A 13,822-nucleotide genomic window follows, 5' to 3' on the forward strand; every position below is an offset into this window, starting at 1 on the left:
AGTTGATAATTTTTAATCTTTATACCGATATTTTAATGCCACCTATTGGCGATGAGTTCAGTTTTTCTTGATACCATTGAGATAAAGATTTTTGCACAGCCTGAGAACAGGATCTTTGGAGGATTTCATATTGTTTCCAATCAGCTCCCACGCAGGCTAAATCAATAAGTTTACCTGACGGAGTAACGCGATTAAAGATAATATGTAAATGAAGACAATCAGGTGTAATTTCCAAAAAGCTAATAAACTGTAAATCATTCCAACCAATACCATGAACATATTGATTTAAAATTTGTTGGCAAGATTCTTCTGTCAGAGGCTGATGAAGATTTTTTAAAGTAATTATGGTATAAATGCCAACTTTTTTAAGTTTTGGCCTTCGATAAGAGAGAGCTTGAAAACTGGCAATGATTTCGGAAGTCTCAGCATGAATATCTAAAAAGCTGACTGAGCAAGTCTTTCGATTCCATGCTATTTCTTCAAGGATACTAAAACTCTCAATAGCAGATTCTTCAATAATCATTCGCATAAGGAAAAGTTCTCAATGAAAGGGAAATAGGGAATAAGGAACTTTTAACAGGGATAATGGAAACGAGGATTTATACCCATCTACAATTCACTACTGGCTCTTTTAAATAAAAACATTTAATTCAACATCTATCAATGAACTAACCTCAGACATATCCAAAGGCAAAGAGTTATTAGAAACTTCTGGAGTATTTTGAGATAAAGGGAACCGATTGTTAATATTAGCAATTCGGATATCTAAGTCTTGCTGAGTTGGAAATTTTTGAGTACTTTTTCGAGCTAAAAGACTGACAACGTTAGCCCATCGCTGCTGGTTATATTCTTCAATATCTCGAATAGCTTGAGGTATTTTGAGAGATTTTAGCAAAGGAACCGACCCCTCATTTTTATTAGAATAAGCAGGATTAATGAAGACACATTTACCTGGAGGCAACTTCAAAAACTGGGCTGACTCAAAGAGTTTTTTAGTTTTTTCCTGCTCACTAGTAGTAGTGTTTGCTTTTCCCCCGCCTGTAGAACGGCTTTTATGCTTGTACTTGATTTCCTCGTCGCCCAAGAAACTGGAGAATAATTGTGCAGACTCATTTTCACCAGGATTGAAAACAAACTTAGTCCCGCAAGCCCCAAGAATAGTCTTAGCAACTTCCTTTCCATAATTTTTCTCAAGCTGCCCCATATTCTGCCAGCCCAGGATACCGCAGAACCCCTCAGAGCGTGATTCGTTCAGCCATTTGAATAAGTCTGGTAAGTACAGAGAAGGCAGTTCATCGAGTGCAACTATAAGAGGATCAAGACGCTTTTTAGCAATGTTCCGAGCAATTGTCATGTGTAAAATGCTGGTGAGCAAAGGGCTAACTGCGTCCCGACGTTCTCTGTCTAGCCCGAAGATAATCATCTGTTTACCCTTGATTGATAAGGGAAGAGTAGTCTTACCAATGAAACAACCAATAGTATTTTTGGCCATGAAGCGAGTGAACATGATGCTAGCGGTAGATACAATGCCAGCAACAGTTTTTTCACTTGCGGCGGAACTGAACAACTGACCAAAGGCAATTTTAATCCAAGGATTGAGATTAGCTGCCATCAATCTTTGCACCATAAGTTCAGAAGAAAGGATGGCGGCACTAGTCATAACATCAGCGCATTCGCCAAACTCTTTAGTCAGCATCAAGATAGCTTGTGTCAACTGATCCCCTGCTGGAGCAAAGAAACCATCTTCATTACTATTACTAAGAATGCGGAAGTTTTTATTAATTACAGTAGCGATTTGCCTAGCTGTTTCAGCATCACTACTGTCTCGTAAAAAGTCCAATGGATTACAAACTTCCGATTCTGGAAATCCTGGGGCGAAAATGTGAACATCATAGCCCTTACCCTTAGCGTAAGCAGCTATTTTGGCTTGAGAGGGATACTTAAAATCATAAGCAATTATCGGAAATCCTTGGTCAATGGCAGAGTAAATTGCGGGGTTAATAGCACTGAAAGTTTTACCACTACCGGGAGCGCCAATTGCCGCCGTTCCTCGTTGAACATCAGGAATATAAAAAGTAGTGCCAGCGCCACTTTCTTGTTTAGCACCCTTGCATTTATGCTTACCTATGTAAAGTGCAGCACTATCACATTTGGGTGAATTTATTTGTTGTAGTGCCTTTTTCTTGGCAGCAGCAGTTTCTTTAGTACCTCCCCAGTAACTAGTAGCAATCTTCTTTTTATTACTGCCATCGCCAAAAAATACTCTCATTAAAATGTAAGCAGCTAACATACTTATAATTGCTAATCCACTTGGTTTAAATAAATGATGAGTGTACTTACCAATGTCACTATGTGGATTTTGTAACTGTTCAAAATGAAATGGTTGGTTGTTTGTAGAAGTAGTCAAATTATTGCTCATCACGCAAAAATTCAGGAATTAAGAATAGTTAATTAGGAACAGTAGAGGGACTACCAAAAATAATTGGGTCTTTTTCGTGATAATTGATAAACGGAACTGGCCCAATAAAGTAGGGAGTACAAGTCCGACCAACAAAAGGAATAGTCTTGCAGAAACGGAAAAACATAGCAGTGTTAACGGAACCGCTTGATTCATCTATATCCCAAACAACTTGTTTAAATGATTTACCAAAGGGATGACGACCTGTTGGCTCAAGACCACCATTAGCTACAGCTAAAATTCCATAGCCACCTTTTACTTTTTGGACTTTACCCGAAATCCATTGCGCTCCAGTGGTCTGCCCAAAACCTGAAGCTTCAAAGTGGACGCAATTATTTTGATTGCAAGGGACATTAAAACCCTCTTGATAACTGCCAGAAATGCTGCGAATCCGGTTAGCTTCTATATCTCCCAATGGCAAATCTACTTGACCAACGAAAGAAAGATCCGGCTCTGGCACATTAGGAAAATTATTCCAAGATAAATCCTTCAATCCGGGGATGTCTGAAATTAGAGTATCTTGCCAATTAGCAAATTCATCAAATGATGAGTTTTCAATCCCCGGAATCGATGTCAGCTTGTATTTAGACAAATCAATTTCATTGCCGAGAGGGATATTATCTAAATTGTAATAGTTAGCAACATTACCAATTCTTTGATTAGTGCTGATACCCATTTGGCGAAAAAAGTCAGCTATTGGTGCTACACTGCTGGCTGATTGATTAGCTAATTCAGGTATAGCTTTGACTAAATCGCTAAGGGTTTGAGTTTTGATGATTCCAAAATCGTCAAGTTTTAAACCATCTAAATCAATAGCTAATGCCTGAGATATCCTCGAAAGGGTAAGCTTTTCAATATTCAGATTGGCATCTTCAAAATCCCCAAGCTCCATAAAATCGCCAATACTTTGTCCAGCTTGCCAATTTCTAGTCTGATTACCTCGGTCAGTTGGGTAAGTCACATTACCAGATTCAGATACAATCATGTCTTGAAACTTCATTTTTGACCAGTCTGGAATCAAGCCATTGTTGCTACTGACAAATGGGACTTGTGCTGAGGCTTTGGGCAGCAGAAATCCAATTACCTGATTCATAATTCCATACTGACAAAAACTGTGAATAAACAATCCTCCTAGCAATCCAAACAGTATTAAATAGCGAATCATGTCAAAAGTAATTTTGGGCGAACGATTTGATAATTTCATATTTGTCCCTCTGTCCCGTTTTTTTGTCCAAGCTCGACTAATTTGTTAACTAATTTAAGTGAGACACCAGCCTGATCAGCAGCAATAGGCATTTGCTCTCCAGCTTGAAAATGAGTCAAGAATTGCTCAATCCGATTGTGAAGTTCATCAGATGAAGAGAGCAAACCATTACTAATCGCTACTCTCATCCCCGATCTGATTTGTTTTATGGTGTTGATAGTTTGTACTAAGGGCGATAATCTCGGTCGAGCTACTAGAGAAAATGGCTTGTCGTTAATAATTGACACTTGACTATATTCAGGACGGGAATTAGATGGGGTAACTTGAAAGTGGTAAACTTTGCGCGAGCCAGAAGCAGTTTGAGTAATCACTGTAAGCAAAGTTGCACTTGTTTGCGGCAGTCCTGGAACCGGAAGCTTTTTAATCCGGCGTAAGTGAAGTAATCCAGCACTACTGTTTTGACAGTTCTGGTCGATTCCCTCTAAACAACCATCAGTGTCAATCAGAACTTGCGAGGGATCGTCAATCCACACCCGCTTCACCATCTCATTGACTTCATAAAATGAAATTGATACGCCTGAGCCATTCCAGACCTTAATTTTTTGCAGCTTGGCAGTGCTGCCACTAACCTGAGATTGCTTTATAGTGCGGACTGTACTTTGAGCATAGGTTTTGACTGGAACTAGACACATTGCCAAAAAAGCAGCAACCCCAAGCTGGAGCGCTGTCATGAGTTTTAACTTCTTCATGGCAACTCCAGAGAACGATTCACCAAAAACGTAATCTTCGTCCCCTGTGGGATATACCAAACATTGGGACGAGCGGTCATTTCTTGGTTAGAAGTTTCTGCACGACGAGCAATGATGTCACTAAGCTTGCCAAAAGCACCTTGTAAGAATGCCCCGCCAATATTGCGCTGGCTGTTTGAAGTCGTGCTAGAGCTAAATGTCCCTGTAGCAGAATTAATTACACTGCTACTGGAATCAGATTGATTCAGGATTGTTCCTACTTGGCCCAAACCACTGACTAATCCCACAGTCAAGTCAGAACCTCCCCCTTTCTTATCTTGGAACTGTTTAGCTAACAACGGTTTCCCACCTTCTCCTAATACAGAAATTGCACCGCTACTAATTGGGTACTCAGTGTTATCTTTGATAATGCTCGTGACTTGCACACTTACATAAGAGCCACCATTAACCTGTAGGGGTTCAACGGCCAATAAAGTGCCTTTATGAATTGCCACATTTCCATAGTTGTCATGTAAATCAGCCGTTAATCTAGCAACATAGCGTTTACTATCATCTGGAGCCTGCTGTTGTTGGAAGCGAGTATTTTCGCTTTGCTGCTTGACCACTGGAGTCACTAAAACACCATTTGCGAATTCCCCAACGACTAAATAGCGAGTTTTACGCTGTTGCAGAATTTGGTTTTCTTGAGACAAGTAATTACCATCTGCTATTTGTTTATCAGATTTAGAATCGGCTAACCAACGAGGGCGAATTTTCTCAATTTCTGTGGATGTACTGTTAGAGAAGTTAGGGCGTGTTTGCTGTGTTGTATAAGCACTATTGGGTGGCTGTACTTTAATTTCTGTTGTATTCGGTGTTTGAAAGGATGTCGCCTCTGTTGATATCTGCTGGTTATTTGAAGTAGGTGTATAAGCGATTTTTCCGTAAGATCCTAAGCTGCGAAGTCGATTAAATTCAGCTATCACGTCTGTTGGCGTTTCTGTTTTCGGCGTAACAGTCCTAAAAGGATTACTAATTCTTGGCAATGTTTGATTACGAGGTGGTGATGAAATAGTCGGGTTAGTTCTACTCGGAACGTAATATCGTCTAGGGCTATAACTTTGTGTTTGTGCAACAGGTGTAGCTGTTGGTGTTGGTGGTGAATCTGCAACACTCACAGGTTTATTATTAACTTTAACTTCCTGCTTACTCTGATTAATCTTATTTAATTCATCTTCTTGCTGATTCAGCGCTAACTTAGCGTAAACATCCCCATCTGTTTGCTCAACTTGTTCTTTAGTTTCTGAAGACTTTGGTTCTTCAATAGTTTTAGTAGTATCGCGGCTATCAGGATTAAAAATCCCATTCAACAGCCAAAATATAGCTAGGAAGGTCAATCCAAAAGGGAGTGCTATGACCAACAATCTTGACCAGGGAGAAGTAATTACTGTATGTTTAGTTGTGACTGATGGATTATCTAATTCTTGCTCTGACGTAATTTCCCTTGGGCTGGAATCTGAACTCATTGCTGAAGATTTTAAATCATCATCTATTTGGAGAAAATCATCTACAGTTGATGAGCTATTAATATGAGTATTTGTCATTGTCTGTTAGCCAAATTTAAATCGACGATTTGCGTAATTTCTAATCCAGCTTGCCTGACTTGATATATTTTCTTTGCCAGAGCAGTAGTATCATTAGGGATGTTTTGCGGTGTACTAATGGCTTCTACAGTAATAGTTTTGTTAAAGGGTATACCTTTGCCTGCATTATCAACTCTTGTAAAAGTAACGAGAGTAGCTACTAAATCTACTGACCATTGACCATCTTTAATTTTGCGAGGTGATGAAATGAAGCGGGGAATCAAAGATACTTGTGTATCACCGTTAAATACCCCTGCTGGGGTCATTTGAGCTAGCTTACGCAAAAATGCTGTCCGAAAATCATGCTTTTCACTGATTGCATAAGCAGCTTCATAAGAAGAAGTAGTTACTCTGCCATTAGAACGTTCAGTTCTACCTACATCTATACCAGCATCTTGTTTAGTAATGGGTTCTCCTTTTTCATTAAAAGTTTGAACAAGTCCATCCCAGTTAAACATCTTGATAAATGTGTTAGAAATAAACTTTTTAATAACTTCATCTGAGCGTTCATTCGGCTCTACTGCTTGTGCAACGACTGATTCTCCTGATGACAATTGTACTAGCGCTAACTGCTTTTTACCTAAACTACTGACTGCCCCATAATTAAGGATTTGTAGTAATAAAGAGAACAAAGCCATCGAAAACCCAGCCAGTGAAATTATTCCGATTCTAGTTGGGACAGATTTGTTATATTGCAGAAGCTGTAACGGCTCTGGTTTCGCCTTTGTACCATTCTTTGTATTAAACATTGTCGGTTTGTTGAAGAGGGAACAGGGAACAGGGAACAGTAACAAAGTTCATGATTGTAGCTTTTTAATAAGAGCAATAATCATTCGACTCTCTTCTCGAAGTAAAAAACTAATCGGCTCTACCTATTCCCTCTATCTACTGAATTTTGATACTAGACTGCCACCAGATGTTGCTATAGCTTTAGTAGCATCAATAGCGATTGTGCTATAGGTTTCAGCCGCTTTGTTGATTTGTTGAAGTACAGCTAAACCACCACCAGCCGCTAATCCAGTTGCTAAGAAAGGAGCAAAAATCCCAATTGTAAAAAGAAAGAATAGAGGTTGATCTGCTCTAGAAGTAGCAATCAATTGTCCGGCTAATCCGGCAATTACGTTGAAACAAAGTTTTGCCATTCCTACAGCGAAATAACCCGTAAGCCAAGTAAAAATTGCTTTTCCACCATAAGGTAACAAAGAACCACCTACAGCTAAAGGGCCGAGAAGTGCTGTTAACAACATCGTTAGTTCAATCGCCCATTGGTAAGCTCCGTTCAACCCAATCAGTACAATCGAAACAATTTCGATGACCGAAGAACCAATATAAGCACTGAAAGGGGAAAGTATTACTTGTATAGGATTAGCCCCACCTTTAATTGCCTCTATTGGAGCTTGAATAATTCTGTCTATTTTTTGAATGACCCACGAAAACGGGCCGCTTTCACCAGTAAAATAACTCGGATAGTCTTGTTGAAGTCTATTCTTAGCGTCCGATAAACATTTAACAGATTCTTCTGGACTCAAAGACGAGGTTTTGCAATTTTCTATTTCTTTCGCAATAGCTCCACGCACCGCTTCTACACCCAAAGCTTTTTGATATGCAGCTCTTAAATCAATACCTTTTGCTGTACGTGTTAGCATGTATTGGTTTGTATTGTTAATGTAATTTCTGATTCCGAGAGTACCTGCTCCTAAAGCTTTGCCATTATTTGCTAGGAGTACTATAACTATCAACACCCAAATAAAATCTGTGTATGCACGTTGTTCATCACCTAAGAGCATTTTCTTTGTCCACTCAACCATGAAAAAAACAAATGTTGCAACGGCGAATAATACACCGACTTTGCACATAGCAGCATATAAATCACCTGTGATAGTTTCTTCCCAAGTCTGATTAAAACCTTGAGCAATAAAATCTGCTGTATTACTTGCTTGTTCAAGTAAATCTGCACCAGCAAACTGAGATTGAGCGAATAAGTAATTTTTTGAAAGCATAAGGGTGAATTGATGATAAGGAATCAGGAAGATGTTAAGAGTTTCCTCTCCTGGTTAATTTTCTTGCGTTGGATCTAAACGAGATATACCGATAAGTTCATGAGTCAAAGAAAGAGTACCTAATTCATTCAAATCTTGTTTTTTGCGTGCATTTGCTGTGTTTTCTGCGACTTGAGTCAGCATGAGATTGGAGTATGAATTATCCTGCCTTGCTTGCAATGAATCAGTGCGCTGTTGTGCCAACATGGAAACCACCAGGCCATTTTGAGCGGCGATCGCTTTCAGGACATTTTGAGAAGCATCCATGTCTTGAGCCTGGTCAGCAATGGTTTTTGCGTCTTGAGCTATTTGTGTTGTTTTCTCTATTTTTTGAGACGTATCTGCTTGCCCAGTTTTACCTACAACACTGATGATTGAAGCTCTTGTGAGTTCTCGCTCTAAATCTTGCCCCTTTTCCTTAGCGACTGGTAAAGAGTAAGTATCAGCAATCCGATTTTTGAGTTCATCGCTACTAGCAATCGGATCTGGCGCTCCCATCTCTCCGACAGTATTATCAATTGCAGCTTGAGCATCTTCCTTAATCCCAGCCCAACTCTGATCTATTTGCGATTTTGTCCAAGTTTGGATCTGACTTACTTCACCTTTAATATCATCAATTATAGAGCTAAAAAAATCACTAATGACTAATCCATAACTGGGTGTAGCTAGTAATAAACTTACTACAGTAGCAGAAAGTAGTACAGCAACTTTTTGACGATTCTTCATGGTTATGCTACCTTTGTTTTTTGTAATTGAAACATCAGTTTTTTAGCTTCCTCAGATAATTCTTCTGACCGAATCATTTCGATATAATCCTCAGTAAACCTGACCATTCCTAACAAAGGATTATCTTGATAATTTTTCAGAAAAAGAGTCCGCAATTCTTGCTCATGGGGATTGTTAGCAACAGATGCCAGTAAACAGTGTGCAGGATAATAACGGCAGAAAGTGAGCTTACCGTTATCATCAAGCAACCATTGAGAGTAAATCCCCGATTTTTGAGGATAGAAAGCTTCTGTACTGTTAACCCGAATGATTTCGGCAGGATATTTAAATCTATCTATGAAGGGGTCTACTGCTGAGGTTTGTATCCTCCCGACTAATCTAGTCCCAATATTTGCAAAAATCTTAGATGCTGCCTTGCTTTGATAAATACTCTCTGGCTCTTGGGCAGATAGGATTACGCGAATTCCCGCTTTTGCACCATTTGCACACAATCTACCAATCAAATCTGCAATTGATTCAAATTGAAATAAGATTGGTGCTTCATCGAGGAAGAAGATACTGACTTTCGATGCTAACGCTCGTCTGAGTGCAGCAGCATAAGCGCTCAGAGCTAAGATGGCTGCATCCGCTTCACTTGATAAATTTCTTAATGCAAAAACAAGTAATTTTGCATCAGTTCTAAAACTAGAAGGGCGAGAAATGGACTGTCCAACTCTTGTGCTTAACCAGTAATTAAGTCTCAGTCGAATTTGTTCTAAAGCTTCCATGATGTCTCGACTGTTACTGGCAATAGAATCTAATTTAATAAAGGCTGGGGAACAGTATTTGTAAAAGTCTTGCAGTGTTGGAGTCTCTGCCCATGCCTTAGTTCCCACTCCTGATAAGAGCGCTAACTTATAGCGCATTTTGATTTCATCATCGTTGAAAAATATTTTTAATGTTAAAGCAATGATTGACTCAATATTGGTAATCATCCCAGGACTAACCCCAACCATGCTAGTTCCAATCACCATTGTCATCAGCACCGATTTCAAAAATTCCTTGAAATCATTCAATCTTTCATTGATAATTTCTGGTTCTAGCCCTTGCAAATTCGGTAACTCAAAAAGATTGTTGTATTCTTTAGAAATATCAAAGTAAGCCCCGTCTTTCCCCAACAAATTAGTGTAGTCAGTGAAGGTAGATGTACCATCTGGTTTGGGGTAATCTAAAGCGACAACTGGGATATCTTGGGCAAGTGCTGGTGTAAGAATTCCAGCTACCAGTACTGATTTCCCCGAACGAGTTGCACCGAAAACAGCTAGATTCTTGTGATTTTGGTACAAGTCTAGATATACAGGTGTTCCGCCCTCTTCTGCAATTAACTCAAACCCAGTCCGATCTCCTGTGGCTGTGCAAATCAATGGCATCAGCCCTGGTGCTTCCGAACTAAAATATGGCAGTCTGCGGTTAAAAGGCTTGGTTAACAGTGGTTCCCAAACAAATGGACAACACTGCAACCATGTCTTCCAAGCGTATTCTATTTCTCGGTCAACTGCCGCCGGACGCAAGAAGTAACTCGCAAGATAACGGCAAGCTTCATCTAAAGAGCGTGTTGATTGACGGTGTACCAGAAAAACTACAGCCGTGTGTACGACAACATTTCCTTTGTAAATCGTCTTTTGGGCTTCTACTGCTGACTCAATATTCAGTCCCGACTTGACATCAATATTACCTTTATCACTGGATAATGTCGTAGAAGTAATCGATTGTTTAGTTAGCCTTTGCAGATTAGTTTTTGTGATTCCTTGGTTAGCTTTCGTAACTTGACAGATGATTTCAGTATCGAAAATACTATCTCTAGATATCAGTGACCAGAGATATCTTAGTTGTCCCTGTTCGTCTATCCAGCCCCCTGGTTTTTGACTAAAATTCAGCGCTCCAATATATTTATCTTGGATTTTTACCCATTGACGATCCAAAAATGGTAAAGACTGCTCATCTTCTAGTAAATGATGCCGGATGTGAAAATCACTTGTTTGGGTTTCAATTAGTCCATTTATTTCATCTATTTTTAAGGGATTTGGGATTGCTGTTGGTGGAGAATGGTTAAATTGCTGCCAGATTACCGTCCAGAGTTCTTCAGGACTCAAAGCTTTAATCCCTAATTTCATCTTATTACTAAGCAAATTCTCCCATGATTGAAAACCATCATTAAATGAATTTTGCAGAATATTTTCAATCTTGGTATTATTAATGTAGTGAATCTCTCCAGTAAATTTGTACCATAATTTCTCCAATTGTTTAATAATAGACTCAACAAAATCTTGATTTCGTGACTCATCAGAAGCAACAGTATAAGTACACCATAACCTCAAGAATTTGTTTTTTCGGATTCCACTTTTGGTTAATCCTTTGATTCGTAATCTTTCACTACGAATCAAGAGTTTAAGTTGTTCGACTGAACAAGTATTCTCAATTTGCTTAAGTTCTTGTTGCCGTTCATAATCCGAAGTAAATGAACCAAAATGTATGGTCATTGATTCTTGCTCTGGGATTTCCTTAAGTCCGGCTTCTATCCCCTCGAATATCGGTAATATTTGTTCATTGGCTAAATTCGGATGAATCCCTAAACAATCAAAACAAAATTTAATCTGAATAGATTCGCCTCTTTTGAGAATCAATGCACCTATGCCTTTTCTCCCGCCTAAATTCAAGTTGCAAATCCCTGCTAAATGAATAATGTCCTCAAAGGGAGTCAAGACTTTAGCAAACTCAATTTGCTCTTTTTCTAATTTTTTCTTACCTAATTTGTCTGGATATTTAGATTGTTTCGGAGTTTTCATTATGAAGGTACAAATTATCTACGATTGGTGGATGATTCAAATTATTTACTGTTACAAAACAGGGAACTCTTAACTCTTAAGTGGGAACGATAGAAAATGAGAAATTCAAGAAGAATTCAGGAGCAGAGCCGGAGATGCTACGAAGCACCGCTTTTTCGGTCTATTACATTCCTGAATTATGATCCAACTCTTGGAGAAGCTACGCCCTAAGCGTAGCTATGCCGCAGGCTTTACGACAAGCTCAGGGCATCGCCCCTGACGGAGTGAATTTTGACTCTCAACCTACTTCTTTAATTCTGGGGATTCCTCTGTTCCCTGTTACCTTTTAATTCTGATTTTTGTATTCTTTTTCAATGTTTTAAAAGGCATATAACCTCTACTAATTCGTGGTACGCCGATAAATTTTCCCAAAAAATCTTTATTCGTAGAAACTACCCACCATGTTGCCCATCCCCAAGCAATACTTAATCCAGTTGCTAACCATCCAGCTTGAAATGTATAAGAAACAACAAATACATTCACTACTCCTATTACTGACCAAGGAAAAATTTGGTCGGCGGGAAATGGGCCTAATCTGGGTCTGTCTCCCAAAATTCTATTTACAGTCCGAAATTTATTTTCATTTTTCATGATCTCAAACTATTTCAGCATGAAAAGACTGTATTAAATCAGTTATCAGTTATCACAGTTTCAGTCAAATAGTTTGACCCTAACTGTTACCTACTAATGAGTGAGAAATGGGGGACTCTGACGATGCAGATAAATACATCACTCTCTACTGATAACTGTTTACTGTTGGTTATGCCGCACCTCCACCAACAATCAAGCCAGTAACTAAATCTCCTACAAAAACTGAAAGGACAATAATTAATGGAGTTCTGGCTAATGTTTGCCAATCTTCATCGTTGCGGGCCGCTTGAACAACCCGGACTAGGCTGATGCCTACGTAGAGTAAGAACAGACCCCTTAATACGTTGAAGAACAATGCTACAACTGCTTGTGTTTGTCCGTTCCCAGCATTACCAAAGGTATTAGTCATCCAGGTTTGAGCAGTGTTAAAAAACTGTGCATCGGCTGGCGAGGAAGCAAAGTCAAGTAGACAAACAACCGTCAAAATCGTAAACAACACCGCATAAAGATTGACTCCATACTTGCGTTGTATCTGCTCAAAATTAGTCAACAGAGCTTGAGATTGCTTTGGTAGTGCTATAGCGATCGCCGTAGCAATCATCAATCCACCTAAGAGGATGTTATGGACTGACATCGACACGATCATTGCCGCACCCGTCGCTCCCATTAGTACTAGTGTACTATTTGTTATCGTGCTGTTCTTTTTTTCTGAAGCCAGTACAGCAGCAGTATCGGTATTAACAAACCTTTCAGTCTCGTTGCCGTAAGTATGCATTTCGTTCTCCTAAAACGATACGCATATTATTCGGGTTTTCACCCACAAAACCTACAAACCAAAGTACTAAAAAAAACCGTACCTTTGCCTACATAGAATATTTAATACAATCTATTTTACAGCAAATCTAGCAAGTAGACTGCTTATATAGATGTTATAGCTGTTTATTATCAGTATTTAAAATTATATAGGTATACAATTTTATATTCATTGATGAAATTTAGAGAAATAAGCGCCAGATTGCCTATTGACTTTTTTCCCTTTGTTGGTTTTCTCATCAGTATGGAACCGATAACGGCTGGATGTTGAGCTTGTCGCCGACTTGAATTTTAACAGTACTAGAGGGCAGTTCTAAAACCTGAGTAGCAACACTACCCTTGTAAATTGGACAAGGATTTTTTGCACAGGGTGGAGCCTTGTAAATAACTGTCGTCACCACATTGTCTTTTATAAAAATGATGTCCAAAGGAATTTTAACCCCCTCCATCCAGAAGGGGACAGCTTTATACTCCTTGCCCAAATTAAACAACATCCCGCGATCGCTGGGCAAATGATTGCGAAACTTCAACCCCTTCTTTAATTCAACAGGTGTGGTGGCTACTTCCAACTTGAATGTGCGATTGTTGTAGGTGAGCATCTGCGTTATGGGTAAATGCTGGGGACGAGTTTGCAAGTAAGCGATAGTTGTTGAAGCGACAATAATTGATATTCCCGCAATTGGGCCAAGAATATTTAACAGTTTGTAAGCCGCAGCATATAAGTCGATGGTTGTGGGAATTTTGACTAATTGCATA

Annotated in this window: 12 protein-coding genes; all 12 read right to left on the bottom strand. The window is 39.2% G+C overall.

The window, feature by feature from the left end:
* Positions 1–19: 19 nt before the first annotated feature.
* Positions 20–523, bottom strand: coding sequence for a relaxase/mobilization nuclease domain-containing protein (locus ABF638_RS01570; protein WP_435019652.1), 504 nt, complete (start codon positions 521–523; stop codon positions 20–22).
* A gap of 108 nt (positions 524–631) precedes the next feature.
* Entirely contained in the window at positions 632–2,419 is a 1,788-nt protein-coding gene (locus ABF638_RS01575) for a type IV secretory system conjugative DNA transfer family protein (RefSeq protein WP_435019654.1), read from the bottom strand.
* Positions 2,420–2,447: 28 nt separating this feature from the next.
* On the bottom strand, positions 2,448–3,662 hold the full coding sequence (locus ABF638_RS01580) for a hypothetical protein (protein ID WP_435019656.1): 1,215 nt from the start codon (positions 3,660–3,662) through the stop codon (positions 2,448–2,450).
* The gene (locus ABF638_RS01585; protein ID WP_435019658.1) at positions 3,659–4,411 is read right to left on the bottom strand and encodes a hypothetical protein; all 753 of its coding nucleotides are present in this window, start codon (positions 4,409–4,411) and stop codon (positions 3,659–3,661) included. The genes ABF638_RS01580 and ABF638_RS01585 overlap by 4 nt, the downstream gene beginning before the upstream one ends.
* The gene (locus ABF638_RS01590) at positions 4,408–5,994 is read right to left on the bottom strand and encodes a TrbI/VirB10 family protein (RefSeq protein WP_435019660.1); all 1,587 of its coding nucleotides are present in this window, start codon (positions 5,992–5,994) and stop codon (positions 4,408–4,410) included. The genes ABF638_RS01585 and ABF638_RS01590 overlap by 4 nt, the downstream gene beginning before the upstream one ends.
* Entirely contained in the window at positions 5,991–6,782 is a 792-nt protein-coding gene (locus ABF638_RS01595; RefSeq protein WP_069074533.1) for a hypothetical protein, read from the bottom strand. The genes ABF638_RS01590 and ABF638_RS01595 overlap by 4 nt, the downstream gene beginning before the upstream one ends.
* A gap of 132 nt (positions 6,783–6,914) precedes the next feature.
* Complete coding sequence (locus tag ABF638_RS01600) at positions 6,915–8,033, bottom strand: hypothetical protein (protein ID WP_435019663.1); 1,119 nt, start codon at positions 8,031–8,033, stop codon at positions 6,915–6,917.
* Positions 8,034–8,087: 54 nt separating this feature from the next.
* A complete protein-coding gene (locus tag ABF638_RS01605; protein ID WP_435019665.1) occupies positions 8,088–8,798 on the bottom strand; it encodes a hypothetical protein in 711 nt (236 codons plus the stop codon).
* Positions 8,799–8,800: 2 nt separating this feature from the next.
* Positions 8,801–11,623, bottom strand: coding sequence for a hypothetical protein (locus tag ABF638_RS01610; RefSeq protein WP_435019667.1), 2,823 nt, complete (start codon positions 11,621–11,623; stop codon positions 8,801–8,803).
* A gap of 318 nt (positions 11,624–11,941) precedes the next feature.
* Entirely contained in the window at positions 11,942–12,253 is a 312-nt protein-coding gene (locus ABF638_RS01615) for a hypothetical protein (RefSeq protein WP_435019669.1), read from the bottom strand.
* A gap of 169 nt (positions 12,254–12,422) precedes the next feature.
* A complete protein-coding gene (locus ABF638_RS01620) occupies positions 12,423–13,028 on the bottom strand; it encodes a hypothetical protein (protein ID WP_435019671.1) in 606 nt (201 codons plus the stop codon).
* 277 nt (positions 13,029–13,305) lie between these two features.
* Positions 13,306–13,821: a DUF192 domain-containing protein gene (locus ABF638_RS01625; RefSeq protein WP_435019673.1), complete on the bottom strand. Its 516-nt coding sequence runs from the start codon at positions 13,819–13,821 to the stop codon at positions 13,306–13,308.
* Between the last annotated feature and the right edge of the window lies 1 nt (position 13,822).

Source organism: Nostoc sp. CALU 1950 (assembly GCF_051172895.1).
Lineage (GTDB): Bacteria > Cyanobacteriota > Cyanobacteriia > Cyanobacteriales > Nostocaceae > Nostoc > Nostoc edaphicum_A.